Annotated in this window: 15 protein-coding genes and 1 pseudogene; 10 read left to right on the forward strand and 6 right to left on the reverse strand. The window is 63.8% G+C overall.

Annotation, left to right across the window (positions count from 1 at the left end):
* The 5 genes from WB785_RS07805 to WB785_RS07825 all read left to right on the forward strand — a co-directional run.
* A partial coding sequence (locus WB785_RS07805; protein ID WP_424078268.1) for a PDR/VanB family oxidoreductase occupies positions 1–1,107 on the forward strand: 1,107 nt, incomplete at its 5' end.
* Between the two features lie 1,308 nt (positions 1,108–2,415).
* The gene (locus WB785_RS07810) at positions 2,416–3,045 is read left to right on the forward strand and encodes a TnsA-like heteromeric transposase endonuclease subunit (protein WP_424078281.1); all 630 of its coding nucleotides are present in this window, start codon (positions 2,416–2,418) and stop codon (positions 3,043–3,045) included.
* Positions 3,046–3,340: 295 nt separating this feature from the next.
* Positions 3,341–3,814 carry a helix-turn-helix domain-containing protein gene (locus tag WB785_RS07815; protein ID WP_424078282.1) on the forward strand — a complete coding sequence of 158 codons (474 nt, stop codon included), beginning with the start codon at positions 3,341–3,343 and terminating at the stop codon, positions 3,812–3,814.
* A gap of 727 nt (positions 3,815–4,541) precedes the next feature.
* A complete protein-coding gene (locus tag WB785_RS07820) occupies positions 4,542–5,492 on the forward strand; it encodes an alpha/beta hydrolase (RefSeq protein WP_424078269.1) in 951 nt (316 codons plus the stop codon).
* Positions 5,489–6,316 carry an SDR family NAD(P)-dependent oxidoreductase gene (locus WB785_RS07825; protein ID WP_424078270.1) on the forward strand — a complete coding sequence of 276 codons (828 nt, stop codon included), beginning with the start codon at positions 5,489–5,491 and terminating at the stop codon, positions 6,314–6,316. Before WB785_RS07820 ends, WB785_RS07825 begins: the two co-directional genes overlap by 4 nt.
* Positions 6,317–6,366: 50 nt before the next feature.
* Here the strand turns inward: WB785_RS07825 and WB785_RS07830 are convergent, their stop codons facing one another.
* From WB785_RS07830 to WB785_RS07840, 3 genes are read right to left on the reverse strand one after another with little or no spacing between them, the layout of a single operon-like run.
* Positions 6,367–6,936 carry a PucR family transcriptional regulator gene (locus tag WB785_RS07830; RefSeq protein WP_424078283.1) on the reverse strand — a complete coding sequence of 190 codons (570 nt, stop codon included), beginning with the start codon at positions 6,934–6,936 and terminating at the stop codon, positions 6,367–6,369.
* A 9-nt stretch (positions 6,937–6,945) separates the two neighbouring features.
* Positions 6,946–7,332, reverse strand: a complete 387-nt coding sequence (locus tag WB785_RS07835) for a hypothetical protein (RefSeq protein WP_424078271.1) — start codon at positions 7,330–7,332, stop codon at positions 6,946–6,948.
* Positions 7,311–7,601, reverse strand: coding sequence for a hypothetical protein (locus tag WB785_RS07840; RefSeq protein WP_424078272.1), 291 nt, complete (start codon positions 7,599–7,601; stop codon positions 7,311–7,313). Before WB785_RS07840 ends, WB785_RS07835 begins: the two co-directional genes overlap by 22 nt.
* 379 nt (positions 7,602–7,980) lie before the next feature.
* On the opposite strand from WB785_RS07840, the gene WB785_RS07845 reads away from it, so the two are divergent.
* The 5 genes and pseudogenes from WB785_RS07845 to WB785_RS07865 all read left to right on the forward strand — a co-directional run bounded on the left by WB785_RS07845 (position 7,981) and on the right by WB785_RS07865 (position 13,300).
* The gene (locus WB785_RS07845; RefSeq protein ID WP_424078273.1) at positions 7,981–9,501 is read left to right on the forward strand and encodes a flavin-containing monooxygenase; all 1,521 of its coding nucleotides are present in this window, start codon (positions 7,981–7,983) and stop codon (positions 9,499–9,501) included.
* A gap of 56 nt (positions 9,502–9,557) precedes the next feature.
* The gene (locus WB785_RS07850) at positions 9,558–10,919 is read left to right on the forward strand and encodes a WS/DGAT/MGAT family O-acyltransferase (RefSeq protein WP_424078274.1); all 1,362 of its coding nucleotides are present in this window, start codon (positions 9,558–9,560) and stop codon (positions 10,917–10,919) included.
* Positions 10,920–11,469: 550 nt separating this feature from the next.
* Positions 11,470–11,904, forward strand: a pseudogene (locus tag WB785_RS07855) (nuclear transport factor 2 family protein).
* Entirely contained in the window at positions 11,901–12,743 is an 843-nt protein-coding gene (locus tag WB785_RS07860; protein WP_424078276.1) for an SDR family oxidoreductase, read from the forward strand. Before WB785_RS07855 ends, WB785_RS07860 begins: the two are co-directional and overlap by 4 nt.
* Positions 12,744–12,994: 251 nt before the next feature.
* Complete coding sequence (locus WB785_RS07865) at positions 12,995–13,300, forward strand: hypothetical protein (protein WP_424078277.1); 306 nt, start codon at positions 12,995–12,997, stop codon at positions 13,298–13,300.
* Between the two features lie 2 nt (positions 13,301–13,302).
* Here WB785_RS07865 and WB785_RS07870 read toward each other — a convergent pair whose 3' ends face one another.
* The 3 genes from WB785_RS07870 to WB785_RS07880 all read right to left on the reverse strand — a co-directional run.
* The gene (locus tag WB785_RS07870) at positions 13,303–14,319 is read right to left on the reverse strand and encodes an NADP-dependent oxidoreductase (RefSeq protein ID WP_424078278.1); all 1,017 of its coding nucleotides are present in this window, start codon (positions 14,317–14,319) and stop codon (positions 13,303–13,305) included.
* Between the two features lie 19 nt (positions 14,320–14,338).
* A complete protein-coding gene (locus WB785_RS07875) occupies positions 14,339–15,034 on the reverse strand; it encodes an SDR family oxidoreductase (RefSeq protein ID WP_424078279.1) in 696 nt (231 codons plus the stop codon).
* The coding region (locus WB785_RS07880; protein ID WP_424078280.1) for an alpha/beta fold hydrolase at positions 15,031–15,534 on the reverse strand (504 nt) is incomplete at its 5' end. The genes WB785_RS07880 and WB785_RS07875, both read right to left, overlap by 4 nt.

Below are 15,534 nucleotides of genomic sequence, written 5' to 3' on the forward strand. Positions count from 1 at the left end.
GCCAGCGCGGGACGCGGCGCCGTGACGCGCGGCGTCGTGCCCCGGCCGGTGCTGGGACATCGGAGTGCGGATCGGGTGATGGCTGCCACCGGCCTGCTGCTCACTACCTACGCGCCGGGGGTGAGCCGGCTTCGCGCGCCCCGACCAGCGACACCAGTACCGGCCTGGATCGCTTGCCGCGTCGACGACAAACGTCCAGTGGCCGAGCGCGCGTTGCGCCTGGTGCTGGCCGCCGCCGACGGTGCAGCCCTGCCGGCCTGGCATCCCGGCGCCCACATCGAGCTGACTCTGCCGTCGGGTCTGACCCGCCAGTACTCGCTGTGCGGTGACCCCGCCGACCGCAGCACCTACACCGTGATTGTGCGTGAACTCGACAACGCCCGCGGCCCCCAGGAGATCAAGAACGCCCTGCACCCCGGCGACCACCTACCAATCTCGAGGCCGCGCAACCTGTTTCCCTTCGCTCACCCCGGCCTGCGCACCGACGGTGTCACCAAGGTGATCTTCATCGCCGCCGGCATCGGCATCACCCCCATCGCACCGATGGCAAGGCTGGCTGCAACCACCGGCGTCGACTGGCGACTGCACTACCTAGGCCGATCACACGAATCCATGGCACTGGTCGACGACATCGCCGCCCTGGACCCGGATGGCTCCCGAGTCACCCTCACCACCACCGCCGGCACCGGCCGTCCCACTGCCGGTGAACTTCTCGCCGACGCCGACCACACCACCGCGGTGTACGCGTGCGGACCCGCCGCACTTCTCGACGACCTGAACACCGCTGCCGCGCAACAACACATCGGATCGCTGCACATGGAGCGCTTTGCCGCTACACGCCATCCCTCGGGCAACGCGTTCACCATCACCTTGGCCCGCTCCGGCGCAACGGCCAGCGTCCGCACCGACATCAGTGCACTGGAAGCCGTCGAACAGGTCGCGCCCACCGTGGCCTACTCCTGCCGGCAAGGCTTCTGCGGTACCTGCCGAGTACGCGTCACCGCCGGCCACGTTCAACGCCGAGGCAACAGCACATTCCTCGACGACCCACAATCGATGCTGCTGTGCACCGACACCGCCGACACCGACATCACCATCGACCTATAAATCCAACCCATCGAACCCTGCTCGAAGACGGGACTGTGCCGCAGCCATCTCAGGCAAAGCCATCACGTGACGGAACCTTCCGAACGGATTAACCTCAGGAATACGAAGATGTCGTGCTCGTCGTTTCTGACTCGGCTGAAACTGTGGATGTCGAGTGGGTCGCGGTCGCACAGGGTTACGGAGACCCATTCAGTGGTGAACGAATGCAGTTGGGTGTCGAGGGCGTCTCGGTGCGCGAAGCCGTAGCAGAAGTAATGCGGTTACACACGGAGTAACGGCCGTCTGCCTCATGCCGGCACACGGCCGGGAACGCGGGATTTCGCCACGACTAGCGCGACGCGCCGGGCACTGTGACTGACGTCACATAAGACAATTTCTGTTCACGAATTGTGTTGTTGTGCAACAACGTGACACCACGACAACCGCGTCTAAGTCGACGTTTACCAAACGATGGGCAGTGTCGATTCCGCAGGTATTGCTCGCGGATTGCAGCATGATCCGATCCGGTGTTTTCGAAACCCTGAAGATCCCGGATTCTTTGCCGTGTCGTGGTTTTGATGAGACAGGTAACCGGCGAATTGCCGGTGTGGTGTAAGGAAGTCGTCGATGAACCGACCAGAATTTGGTAGCCGTGACCGTGTGCGCGTTGAGTTCCGCCTGCCTCGCGAAACCGCGGATGCGGTTTACAGCTGGTCTCGCAAATGGAACGTCTCCCTGTCGGAAGCAGGTGCTCGATTGATCGAGTCACGGCTGGAGCAGCTGGCCTCGCGTCCGGGGTCCGAGGCGGAGACGTGAACCAATACTTTGCCTCCGCAATACTTCTCAGCCCAATGTCGCGCATTGGAAGGGGGATGCCACTAGATCGCGTTTGATAACGCAGCTGCCCCAGCGGGCGCTGAAAGCAGAAAAGCCGGGCTGGCACCCGGCTCTCCTGTGCGGCTAAGCCGCATTGTATCCACCTGATTCCCACAGGAGGGACATCTGTGAGTCCATCGTATTTGCCCGCGCGTGTCAATGGTGTCGCTCGCGTGTCGAAGGTTTGTAACAGGGCTGAGCGACACCGGCAGTCGAGGTGTCGGAGCGTTCGAGGACCAACCCCGCCGCGCTTCGATCTCGGCGTTGTCGAGACCAGCGTGCCCGGTCGTTGGCCGGAGACGCTCCCCGACCGCCGTCAGCAGTCCATCTGAGATGTCGGACCGAACCTCAGGGCCGGTCCCCGTTGACGCGACCGTTTCGCTGCGGCATGACTTCAAGGATGCGGTAGAGACTCTCGACTGGAGTGTCATTCCCGCAAAGCTCCCAGAGACCGTGGCGCCTTGGCGCACATTCCATTGGCGGTACGGACAGCGTCACTACTCGGGAAGCTATTGGTCTGCAACGCAAGACGACCTCGTAGTCTATGAGTCACGCTTGGAGCTGACGCGGCTGATCTATGCCGACTTCGACCAGACGGTCAGTCATGTTGTGGCCCAGCCGTTTCTGATCGAAGCTCTGGTCGCCAAAAAGCAGAGACGGCATGTACCCGACTTCTTCTTGACCACACCGGATGGCCCGATCGTGGTTGATGTGAAACCGGTCGGGCGCCTTCAGAAGCCTGAGATCGCATTCACCCTCGCGTGGACTCGACGCCTGGTGCAGCAACGCGGATGGCGCTACGAGATCTGGAGCGAGCCCCCACGAACGGAGCTTTCTAACCTGCGATTCCTGGCCGGGTACCGCGACGAACGTCGATTCAACCGAGACCTCGTCCAGCGGCAAGTCAACGTCGACCTCGATGGTTGCTCAATCGAAGAGGCAATCAGCAGTCAGCCAGATGCGGCCGTCGCGATCGTCAGATCGGTTGTACTGCACCTGATCTGGCGTGGCCATTTCACCACGGATCTGTCCCGACCTCTCAGCTCGAAATCACGATTACACCAAAGGAGAAGCAGTGAATAACCAGCGAATCAGGATCGGCGTCGATGCACGGCTCATCTACGACGGAGACCTCGTCGAAGTCGTTGAGACGCGAACCGCGGGCACGGGGCTGTCGTTAGTGCTCAGGACAATTCGCGACGGACGGCTGTTCAGCGTCTCTCTCGCCGAGGCCTTGAAGAATCATCACTCACACCTCCCGCAGGGCGACCCAGAAGAAAGAGCGGCGGAACCGCAGGATGTTGCGGCAACCATTCTCACGGGCCTCACGGAGTCGGAGCGACAGCGGATCACTGAACGCGCAGCCCACGTTCGGGAGGTGTTGACGGGCTATCGCTCTGGCTCAGCAGCACTAGCAGCCCCCGGCGAACCACAACCAGAGTTCAACTGTGCAAGACCTTTTGGTGACCGATACCGGGCCAAAGCGGCCGAGTTGGGAGTTTCGGTTCGCACGATCAAGCAGTGGGTCGCCAACTTCCGAAATCACGGGGAAGCTGGCTTGGCAAATCCCCGACAACTTCGCACCACACCGCTGCCGGGCGTCGACGATCGGTGGATGGACGTGGCGTTAGAAGTCATGGTCGAACACACAGGAGAATCGCGACCCTCTCGCATCCATTGCCAAGACCCTCGTGAGGCGACAGGAGCCGGTCGGTCGGTCGGCCGCGCCGGCCAAACTATTGACACGCGAGGACCCTCTGGCCCCGATGCATCCATGCGTCACAGTGACAGAAGCCGGACAACGGCCAGGGGGGGCAACTGCTCCGCAGATCGCTACGCCGGCACGTTCTAGGAAATGAAGCGCTGGGTGAGACAAACTTCCATGCGGCGACGGTGAGACAAATCAGAAACCGCAGCCGAGTGTCGTCATGAGATGCAGCTGCGGATGCGAACCTACACAGCAGCTGTCGAGATGCAACGAAGATTAGCGAATAGGCTAACCCAGATTATCTAGTCACTAAGTGGGTTGCTGCACCAGCTTGAGCTGCTGGTTTGCGCGTGGCCTGACTCGTATCGCGGACGTCAAAGCGGCAAGAATGAGTTTTTGGCGCCGATAGCCCAACTGCCTGCTGATGATTATGTGTTTCGCTAGCCAGAGGTGTAGTAGTAGTCCCCCCTGTCTGTCGATTCTCAAATCTGTTTGTCGTGTTCTCATCTGGGTTGTCATCTGTACGTCATTTTGGACACGACGGTGAGATTATGGGGGTGATCCCCAGATCAGGCACACGCTGTGATGCCCGCCGGCCGAACCGGTGTGGTTCGCGTATCCGCGGTTTTGCTCCGTACCGATAGGACGGTTGCGCGCGTCTGGAGACTCGGTTGGCTGCGCATCGGGCGTCATCGCGCCGGCGGCCTGGCGATCGGCGTGGTGCTCGAATCTACTTCGGACGAACCGAGGGGTCTGCTGATTCGGGTGTGCTCCGGCACACCCAGATCCGCCAAGTGTGTGCGAAAGGCGATTCCGTCTCGTCTGTCCTCGCCGTAGGTTCGGTCCAGCCGAAACCAAACGAGGGACTGAGATGATGGACGAGATCAGCTTCACCAGTGGCCGCGACCGCTGTGCCGCTTGGCATTTCAATGCCACAGGTGAGGCATTCGCCGCTGCGGGCGTGCGGCCGTGCGTCGTGATGGCGCCGGGCTTCGGGGGTACGGGGGACACCGGCGGCTTGGTGGCCTACGCGCAAGGTTTGGCTGCGGCGGGACTAGACGTGGTGTTGTTCGACTACCGGGGATTCGGTGGGTCGAGTGGGTCACCGCGACAGCTGGTGTCGGCTGCACGCCAGCGCCGCGATTACCACGCAGCGATCGCAGCTGCGCGGCAGTTGCCCGGCGTGGATCCCGAACGCATTGTGCTGTGGGGGATTTCCTACTCGGGTGGTCACGTCGTTCGCGTCGCCGCCGAGGATGGCCACATTGCGGCGGCGGTCTCTTTGACGCCGGCGGTGGACGGGGTGGCGGTGCTGGCGCAGCTGGGCCGCAATGCCGGTCCGTGTCAGCTGCTGCGCGCGGCCGGACACGGTCTGCGCGATGCACTGCGGGGGTTGACTCGACGTCGGCCGCACCTGGTCCCCATGGTTGGTGAGCCAGGTTCCAACGCGATCATCGCCACACATGGCGCGGAGCAGGCCTACACCGCGGTCGCGGGCCCGAGCTGGCGCAACGAGGTGTGCGCACGCACCGCGCTCGAGGTGGCATTCAACCGGCCAATCAGGTTCGCGCAGCGCGTCAACTGCCCGCTGCTCGTACAGGTTGGTACCGATGACAGCATCACCCCGCCTGCGGGTGGCCGTCGAGCGGCCGCGAACGCCGGCGGGGAACTGCGGGAATATCCCGTCGACCACGTGGATGTCTATTCCGGCGCCGCGCTGAAACAGGCGCTGGCCGATCAACTCGATTTTCTGGGTCGCCACCTGGCGCCCGCCGCGTCCCGTCGGGCCGCGAAAACCACCACTGATTGGAGTCATCGATGAACGTCAAGAACCTGAAGAACCGTGTCGTGCTGATCACCGGCGCCGGCAGCGGCATGGGCCGCGCCACCGCGTTGGCGTGTGCCCGCCGCGGGGCCCAGCTGGCCATCTGCGATATGAACGAGGCCGGTCTGAAGGAGACCGCCGAGGATGCCCGCGCGTTGGGCGCCGAGGTGCTCGCGCAGACCGTCGACGTCAGCGACACCGATGAGATGGACGAATTCGCCGACGCCGTGCACGCCCGGTTCGACACGGTGGATCTGCTGATCAACAACGCCGGCATCGGCGTTGGGGCCGGATTCTTCGATACCACACCGCAGGACTGGGACCGCCAGCTCGCGGTCAACCTGATGGGGGTGGTGCACGGCTGCGAGCGGTTCATCCCGCCGATGATCGAACGCGGGACCGGGGGCCAGGTGGTCAACGTGGCTTCCTCGGCTGGCTACGCGGCGATCCCGGCGATGTTTGCCTACTCGGTCACCAAGTTCGCTACGTTCGGCTTCTCTGAGGCGCTGCGCATCGAGATGCGTCGACACAAGATCGGGGTGACCACCATCTGCCCGGGGCTGATCAACACCGCGATCACCCGCACCAGCGTCATGCGCGGCGACCATGCCGACGAACGCGCCGCTCGGGTCGCCAGACTGTATGAGCGTCGCGGCTACACACCCGAACGAGCCGCGGACAATATTCTGCGAGCGGCGGGCCGCAACCGCGCGGTTGCGCCAGTTACACCCGAAGCCCACTTCTTGTACGCGCTGACCCGCATCGCCCCGCCGGTGGCGCGCTGGTTTTCGGCTCGCACATCCGCCGTCTTGGCCAAATAGCAGGGCACCCAGGACATCTGCGGTGTGGACAGGTAACGAGGGGGACCTGTTCACATCGCCGGTGGCGGGAGGTGGCGCCGTAGTTCAAGGGCCAGCTCAACGGCGAGCCGTCGCTCGCCCGGTGCATACCCGAGCAGTTCGGTTGCTCGGGCGATCCGCTTGAGCACGGTGTTGCGATGGGTGTAGAGCCGGGCCGCGGCGCGGGGTGCGTGCTCGGCTTCCTCGAGGTAGACGCGAAGTGTCTCGCGCAGCCGTGCCGCGTCAGGGTTGTCCTGGGCAAGCGGGCCGAGTGTGGTGCTGATGAACTCGACCGCCCGGCGTGGATCGTGTGCGGCCAGCGCGGTGACTTCCAGTTCGCGGTAGGACGCGAGTCGACCGCTTGACGGGTTGCCCAGCAGCAGGCGGTGCACCGTCAGTGCGGCCTCGTGGCTGGCCCTAAATCCTTGCAGGCCGCGGCCCGTCGGTCCCACGGCAGCGCGGACGCCGGCGGGTGTGTGTTCAATCGCCGAGCGCAGCTGTTCGATGGCCGGTTCGTCGTGAGTGCCGATCCATGCCCACAGGGTGGTCGTTCCCGCCGGAAGGGTCAGCGGCCTGCCGGATTGCGCCGCCTGGGCGAGCAGCTGCGCCGCTCACTCCAGCGCACCATGGGGCGCGACCGGAGACTCGGCCCACACCACGACTGCGGTGTGACTGCGGTCCAGCTCGTATCCGATGCGGCGGCTGGCGGCGGTGCGGTCGAGCGGGGCGCCGTCGAGGATCAATCGGATAGTTTCGGTGCGCCGCGCGAGCGCGCCGCCGATGATGTCTTCGCGTTCACGCTGGGCTTCGGCGAGCACACGACCCAGTGTGTGGTCGACGTAGCGGAAGGCCAGCGCCAGCGACAGCTCGATGACCCCGATTAACTCGGGTCCGGGCTCGACGATCGCATACGCGCAGGCTAACCAGCGCTGCAGGACGACCTGGTGGCCGCGGCGGTAGCCCTTGTAGATGGTGTCTAGGTCGATGCCGCGACGCACGATGGTGCGGGCGGCGTCAAGCGCCTCAGGCGGGACCGCGTCCGATCACGGGGATCCGCATGCCGCGCCACCGCCAGGAACCGCTGCAAATGGGCGCGGTTGTTGGCAGTCAGCTCAGCGGAGATCGCGGCGTCGGCGCCAAACACTGGGACGACCTCGATCACCGCGTCGTCCATCGCGGCCACGGTCTCGTCGAACTGCAGGGCGAGTCGATCCGCGATCGCAGCGAGATGTGCATACGTGCGCTCCGTCGACGCAACCGCCGTCATGGGCAAAGTGTGCCACCGCACACCACCTTGCGTGGATGGACGGATGAAATGACTCGACAGGCGTTACGTAGCTAAGCGACGCGGACACCGTCGATGTCGCTGTCGAACGCGAAGCAGCTTTGTCGTAGGAGTCCAGCGGCACCGCCGAGCCCGGGCAGACGGCGTTCACCCACGTGAAGACGCTCTCCTCAGGGTGTGCCGCGGCACATCGCGGAGACCCAGGTGTGTGCTGCCGGCGATTCCGCCCAGAGGGCCATCGCCATAGTTTGGTCAGCAGAACCAAACGCCCACCCCGCACACCGAGACGAGCTTCAGCGCCGGCCAAAACAGCAGCGCCGCTTGGTATTTCGCCTCACGCACCCACCAGGAGTCCGCAGATATGTCCCCTACACCGGCCACCAACGGGCCCGAGCACCTCGACGTGTTGATCGTCGGCGCCGGCATCTCCGGTATCGGGGCGGCGCACGCGCTCACCACCCAGCAACCCCACAAGACGTTCGCGATCCTCGAAGCGCGCGACACCACCGGCGGCACATGGGATCTGTTCCGCTATCCCGGTATTCGCTCCGATTCCGACCTGCACACCTTCGGCTATGAGTTCAAGCCGTGGCAGAACGAGAAGGCGATCGCCGGCGCCCAAGCGATCCTGGACTACCTGCGCGAGGCGGCCTCCGAATACGGCATCGACACCAAGATCCGGTTGCAGCACAAGGTCAGCCGTGCTGCCTGGTCGAGCGCCGAGGGCCACTGGCTCGTCGAGATCGAGCGCGCCGACACCGGAGAGCAGCTGACGATCAGCTGTGGCTGGCTGTTCTGCGCCGGCGGCTACTACCGCTACGACCAGGGATTCACTCCGCAGTTCGAGGGCCGTGAGCGGTTCGGCGGCCAGATCGTGCACCCGCAGCACTGGCCCGAAGACCTCGACTGGCGCGGCAAGCGGGTAGTCGTGATCGGCAGCGGCGCCACCGCGGTCACGCTGATCCCGGCACTGGCCGCCGCTGCAGCACACGTGACGATGCTGCAGCGCTCACCGAGCTACGTCATGTCGCTGCCGTCCAGCGATAAGATTGCTAATACGCTGCCCAACCTGCTCGGCGCCAAGCTGGCCTATGCGATCACCCGCCAAAAGAACATCGTCAGGCAGCGGGCGCTGTTCGGGTTCTGCAAGCACTACCCACGCACCGCACGCCGGCTGATCCGTCACCTGACTGCCAAGCAATTGCCCAAGGGTTATCCGGTCGACAAGCATTTCAACCCGGCCTACAACCCGTGGGATCAGCGGTTGTGCGTGGTACCGGATGGCGACTTATTCACCGCAATCCGCGACGGACGTGCGTCGGTGGTTACTGACCGGATCGACACCTTCACCGAACGGGGCATCGCACTGGCCTCTGGGTGTGAGCTTGAGGCCGACATCATCGTGACCGCAACGGGATTGAACATGCAGCCGTTGGGCGGCATCGCGCTCACCGTTGACGGCGCCGCGGTGAACCTGTCTGAACGTGTCACATTTCGCAGCTTCATGCTCGACCGCGTCCCCAACTTCGCTTTCGTCTTCGGCTACAGCCACACCTCGTGGACGCTGAAGGTAGGGCTGGTGGCCGAGCACTTCTGCCGGCTGCTCGGCCATATGGACACCCACCGCCACACCATCTGCTATCCCGAACTGCCCAGCACGGACATGCCAACGCGGCCGTTCCTGGATTTCGGCGCCGGCTATGTGCAGCGCGCGATGGAGCAGTTCCCGCGCCAAGGCGAAGGGCCGTGGCAGATGTCGATGGACTACCGCGGCGACGTTAAGACACTGCGCAAGCGTCCGGTAGCCGCCCACCAACTCCGGTTGGGTTCGGCTGCCGGTTCATCCCCGGCCACCGCGGCGCTCGCACAAATCAGCGCATGACGCTCCGGATACTGCCCCCGACAACGACTAACCCACCTCACCTGAAAGGCGAAGCCGTGCAACTGATGTCACCACTAGATGCTATGCATCTTTTAGCCGAGTCGCGCGAACATCCCATGCACGTGGCCGCCCTGCAGTTATTCACACCGCCGCAGGGCGCCGGACGGCGATTCGCGCGCGACACCTACGAGGCGATGCTGGCCAGTGACCATGTCCAGCCCGCCTTCCGTAAGCATCCCTCGACCGTGCTCGGCGGGATCAGCAACCTTGGCTGGTCCTACGACGACGATATCGAGTTGGACTACCACGTGCGGCGCTCGGCGCTACCCACGCCGGGCCGCGTTCGAGACCTCCTCGAACTGACCTCCCGCCTGCACGGCAGCCTGCTCGACCGGCACCGGCCGTTGTGGGAAGCACACCTCATCGAGGGTCTGCGCGACGGACGATTCGCGGTGTACATCAAGCTGCATCACGCACTGGTCGACGGCGTCTCCGGACTGCGGCTCATACAGCGCGCACTGAGCACCGATCCGACCGACAGCAGGATTCGGACGCCATGGTCGTTGCCGTCCCTGCACACCCAGCACCAGTCCGATCCCCAGACGCGGCTGCGCGCCGTCACACGAGCCGTGGAATCCCTTGCCCGGCTTGGTCCCTCAACTCTGTCGCTGGGCCGCGCTGCTCTGATCGACCAGCAGCTCACCCTCCCGTTTCGGGCGCCGCGCACCATGTTCAACGTCCCGATCGGCGGGGCACGGCGCTGCGCTGCGCAGTCGTGGCCGCTCGAACGTGTCAAGAACGTCAAGAACGCGGCCGGAGTGAGTGTCAACGACGTCGTTCTCGCCATGTGCGCCGGCGCGCTGCGTGCCTATCTGCTGGATCACAGCGAGCTGCCCTCAGCACCGCTGATCGCGATGGTCCCGGTGAGCCTGCGCACAGACAACGACGCCGAGGGCGGCAACATGGTCGGGGCCGTGCTGTGCAACCTTGCCACCCACCTCGACGATCCGGCCCAGCGTCTTCACACCATCCACACATCGATGCGTGACAACAAGGACGTCTTCTCGCAACTGCCGCGCGCCCACGCGCTAGCGTTATCGATGCTGATGGTCGCACCGGCTGCGGCCCTGGGCGCCGTACCCGGCTTCCAATCGGTGACCCCGCCGCCCTTCAATGTCGTGATCTCCAATGTGCCAGGAGTGCGACAGCCGCTATACCTTAACGGCGCACGGCAGGACGGCAACTACCCGCTGTCGATCCCACTGGACGGCCAAGCGCTGAACTTCACGCTGGCGAACAACGCGGACAATCTGGACTTCGGACTGGTCGGATGCCGCCGCACCGTGCCGCACCTGCAGCGTCTGCTCGGCTACCTGGAGACCTCGCTGAAGGATCTTGAACGCGCGGTTGGCATTTGATGGATCCAGACGTCGCTGTGGACGCCAACACGGGTGTGACCTGGGCTTATGCAGCAAAGATTAGCAAGCCCTCGCGACACGTCGAAGTTTTCTCAAAGTAGCCAGGCGTCTTGTAAATCTTTCCTGCATCTCGACAGCTAGCAGCTGTTGATCCGCATTCTCTTAACGCGTCGGCCGAAACCTTTGCCGGGCTACCCGGGTGTGCCGCTTGATGCAGCGCATTGGTCGCCGAGCTGGTGGATCCTGGGTTCGCGAATTTCAATGTTGGGGATGGCATCAGGCGAGAGGTTGGCAGGTGGTGTCGTCGCCGCCAGGTGCCGGCGCCTTAGCCCGCGTGAGCGCGTGTTGGCGGCGAGGTGGCGGGCCGGAGCTGGCCGAGCTCGAGCACATAGGTTCGTCCTGCAGGACTCAGTCGTCGGGGTCCCTTCCCTGAGCACAGTAACGGTGTTACTGTCGCTCTGGATAACACGGTTACCGCAGTCGCGGCACGGGGCCCACGTGATGTTGTCCCGCGAAGCTCAATCGGGCTGGGCTATCAGAAGGGCGCACGGTGATCGACGACGTTCAAGCCATCAAAAATCTCGTATATTCCTACGCAGAGGCCTTCGATACGGGTGATTTCGCCACGGCCGTCGCACTTTTCGACCATGCCCGCGTCCGTGTCCCCGCAGCGGACCAGACGTTTCGCGGCGAGGCTGCGCGCGCGTTGCTCACCGACTCGGTGCAGCTCTACGACGGCCTGCCCAGGACCTAACACCTCACTACCAACCTCGTTGTCGAACTTGATGAAGACGGGCGCACAGCCGCTGCTCGTTCATACTTCGTCGCCCTGCAGGCCCTTCCTGAGCTTTCGCTGCAGCCTATTCTGGCCGGCCGTTGGCATGACCGCCTCGCGAAAGTCGACGGCAGTTGGCGATTCGAGGAACGTGCGATTCACGCAGATCTGATCGGCGACATCAGCCGTCATATCGGCAGTACGCGGTGACCGTCGGGATTGTCACAGGTGCGGGCAGGGGGATGGGAGCCGCATGCGCGAACAGTTTGGTTGGTGTCATCGATGTGTTGGTCGTCTGTGACATCGACGCGCACGCCGTTGCTGGCGTGGCCGAAAGACTTTCTGCAGACCAAGGCCATACCAAGGTTATTCCCTTCGAACTAGACGTGACCGATGAGCAAGCCTTGGCCCGATTATCGGAAAAAGTCGCAGGGTTCGGATCGTTGCGCGCGGTGGTCCACGCCGCCGGCGTATCACCAATGATGGCCGTGTGGCGTGACATCATCGCCGTCGATCTCGTCGGCAGCGCACGCCTTCTTGCCGCGCTACGCCCAATGACGGTCGATGGCACCGCGATTGTGTTCTTTGCGTCGATGGCACCGCTGTTGATGGCTGGCGAGGTAGATCCGGCGATCGACGCAGCGCTTGATGATCCATTGCTTCCTGACATCGTTGACCGGTTAAATGACGCAGTGGGACCAACTTTGACCGACCCGGGCTTCGCGTACATGTGGGCGAAGCGTGGCGTGCAGCGGTTGGTTCAGCGCGAGGCCGTCGACCTCGGTCCGCGTGGTGTCCGCATCTGTGCGGTATCACCCGGAGTCATTGATACCCCGATGGGGCGGCAAGAGGCCGCAGCACGCTCGACGAACGACTTTCTGGTCGCCCAGACGCCGTTAGGTCGGGAAGGTCATCCCGAGGAGGTCGCCGCGGTGGTCGCATTCCTGCTTTCGGATCAGGCCAGCTTTGTCACTGGCATCGATGTTCCCGTCGACGGTGGCGTGGTAGCTGCGATCCGACACCGCGGTGTCGACATTCCCGCGCGATAGCCTTCTCGGGGCAGTCCGGCCCGGCCTTGGGCGGACGATAGTTTCTCGATCTCCGACGCGGTGCATGGTGAGACGGCGTGCCGCGGCGGCGTTTTAGGCAGCACCGCGGCACACCAATCCTGTTGGTTAACAGCAGTGTATTGCGACAATACGAAATCGCTTGTGAGACAAAGTATTGCGCGTGATCATCGCGGCGAGTATCCTAAGCGCCCCAAGCACAGGAAGTCCCAACCCAACCGAAGGGGAATACCGTGCGACAACCTGGTTTAACCAGCCTCATCGGCCTGCGAGACAGCGATGGGGATCGGCTCCTGCTGGTGCGCTTGGACCGGCCAAACGGAACGCGCGGCTACATGCTGAGGGTCGGAACGGGGAGCGTGTTCCTGACTGCCCGCGATCTGGATGGGCTGAGCACCGTCATCCGGTTCGAGCTGGCTTCGGCCGACCACTTCCGATTCTTCGCCCGGGCGATCGGGCTCCTGATGCTGTGCGCGCTGGTGGCGCTCCTCGCATCTGCAGTCACCGGGCCATTGTTTGCCTACCCATGGTCGTACTGAAGTCAGCCAGGATGGTGGATCTCGACCTTGACGACGACCTTGCCCTGCGCGCGTCCTCCTTCGACGTATTCCACCGCGTCCTTGGTCTGGTCGAAGGGGAACACCCTGTCCATGACCGGACGAATCACACCCTGATCGATGAGGGACGTAATCTGGCTCAGCTGAGCGCCGTTGGCCCTCATGAACAGGAACCGGAAACCTACCTTGAGCCGCTTGGCCTTTCGCCTCGCGCCGAAGCTCAAGATGCGGATGATCTGCTTGACGTACCAGGGTAAGCCGATTTCGTCCGCGAAGGCCGGGTCGGGTGGCCCGGAGATGGAGATGAGCGTCCCGCCCGGTTTGAGCACGCGTAGGGACTTGTCCAGCGTCTTGGAGTCTTGACTGTGCAGCACGACGTCGTAGCCGTGCAGCATGGTCTCGAAGTCTTCCTTCTTGTAGTCGATCATGACGTCCGCACCGAGGGATTTCACCAACTCGAAGTTGGCGGAGCTAGCCGTCGTTGCCACCGTCGCACCCAGATGTTTCGCCAGCTGGATGGCAAACGTGCCGACACCGCCGGTGCCCGCCTGGATGAAGACCTTCTGTCCCGGCTGCAGGTCGGCCATTTCGACGAGCGCCTGCCACGCGGTCAGACCGACCAGGGGAATGCCCGCTGCTTCTTCCATGCTGAGTTCGGCGGGCTTGATCGCCACGTCGCGTTCGTGCATGGCGATGAACTCTGCGAAGGTGCCGATCCGATCCTTGTCCGGTCGCGCGTAGACCTCGTCGCCCGGTTTGAAGCCCCGCACGCCGGGCCCGACCTGAACCACGACTCCGGCGACGTCGTTGCCGAGAATCAGCGGGAAGCGATACGGCAGCATGAGTTTGAACTCTCCCGAGGCGATCTTGGCGTCGAGGAGATTCACGCCGGCGGCATGAACTTGAACGAGGACGTCCTCGTCGCCGACCGTCGGCTTCGGCGTGTCGCGAAAGCGACCGCCGTCCTTGCTCTTGTATCGATCAATCGCGAATGCCCTCATGATCTTGCTCCCGTCTTCGTCACGCGCCGAAGCGCTCGTGAATCGGCTTGTTCATGCGTGCACGGGCGTCGCGGGTCATGTCGTCGGCCAGCACCTCGTCAGCACCGGACTCGATACCGTCGAGCACCTGACGAACCACATCGGCGGGGTCGGACTTGGGACTATCCGCGAATGCGCCCATGTCGGTGTCGACGAGGCCGACGTAAACGCCCACCACCTGTACGCCACGCGACGCGAGCTCGGTGCGCATGGAGTCCGTGGCGCTCCACAGCGCGGCCTTCGTCACCCCGTAGCTCGCGCCGACGGGTATCCATGCGAGCACCGACGCGACGTTGACGATGGCGCCCCTGCTCTGGGCAATCCGATCGGCGAAGGTGGAGGCCATCGCCAGCGGACCGAACAGGTTCGTCTCCATCTCCTCGCGGAGTTTGGAGGAGTCCGGGGAAAGGACTGAGGCGCCGCGGGCGATGCCCGCGTTGTTGATGAGCACGCTGACATCGGATGCGGCCTCGGCCATCTCGGCGACGGATGTCGCGTCGGTGACATCGAGACGTAGCGGAACGACGCGCGGGTCCACGACGTCGATCGTGTGCGGATCACGGGCAGCGGCATAGACTTTCGCCACTCCCCGGTCGAGAAGTTGCCAGACGTATTCGCGACCCATGCCACGGTTGGCACCGGTGACCAGCACCGTCTGATCGGCGAGTGACGTCATGAGTTCGTCGATCCCAGGAAGGCGAGTGCTTCGGGGACGAAGCGTTCGTGGGCTTGGAAGATGCCGCCGTGTCCGGCGTCGGGGTAGATGCGCAGGGTGGCGTTGGGGAGGCGTCGGGCGAGGTCGTAGCTGTTGCTGGTGGGGACCATGCGGTCGTCGTCGCCGTTGGCGACGAGGACGGGGTGGGTGATGGTCGACAGGTCGGCGGGCTTGGCCTGTCCGAAGGTGTGGATGGCCTTGAGTTGTGTGCGGAAGGCAGTGATGGTGGTGGCATTGTCGCGGTCGCTGGTGCGTTCCTTGAGCCGTCTGATGAATGCCTTGGCCTCGGACTTGCCGTGGGGGGTGCGGGTGAAGAACAGCAGTTCCTTGGGGTCCTTGAAGGTGGCATAGGCGTGCAGGGTGTCGAGGTAGCTGAGTTTGGTGACGTTGACGATGCCTTCGCCTTCGGCGGGTCCAGTGCCGGCGAGGATGATCTTGCGCACCAGATTCGGTGCTTGTTG

It is taken from the genome of Mycobacterium sp. (genome assembly GCF_049585075.1).
In the GTDB taxonomy this organism is placed as follows: Bacteria; Actinomycetota; Actinomycetes; order Mycobacteriales; family Mycobacteriaceae; genus Mycobacterium.

What these genes read in the sequence shown, in the direction of transcription:
- WB785_RS07820 (WP_424078269.1), top strand. Translation starts at nt 4,542, where the DNA reads ATGATGGACGAGATCAGCTTCACCAGTGGCCGCGACCGCTGTGCCGCT.
- WB785_RS07825 (WP_424078270.1), top strand. Translation starts at nt 5,489, where the DNA reads ATGAACGTCAAGAACCTGAAGAACCGTGTCGTGCTGATCACCGGCGCC.
- WB785_RS07840 (WP_424078272.1), bottom strand. Translation starts at nt 7,601, where the DNA reads ATGACGGCGGTTGCGTCGACGGAGCGCACGTATGCACATCTCGCTGCG.
- WB785_RS07845 (WP_424078273.1), top strand. Translation starts at nt 7,981, where the DNA reads ATGTCCCCTACACCGGCCACCAACGGGCCCGAGCACCTCGACGTGTTG.
- WB785_RS07870 (WP_424078278.1), bottom strand. Translation starts at nt 14,319, where the DNA reads ATGAGGGCATTCGCGATTGATCGATACAAGAGCAAGGACGGCGGTCGC.
- WB785_RS07875 (WP_424078279.1), bottom strand. Translation starts at nt 15,034, where the DNA reads ATGACGTCACTCGCCGATCAGACGGTGCTGGTCACCGGTGCCAACCGT.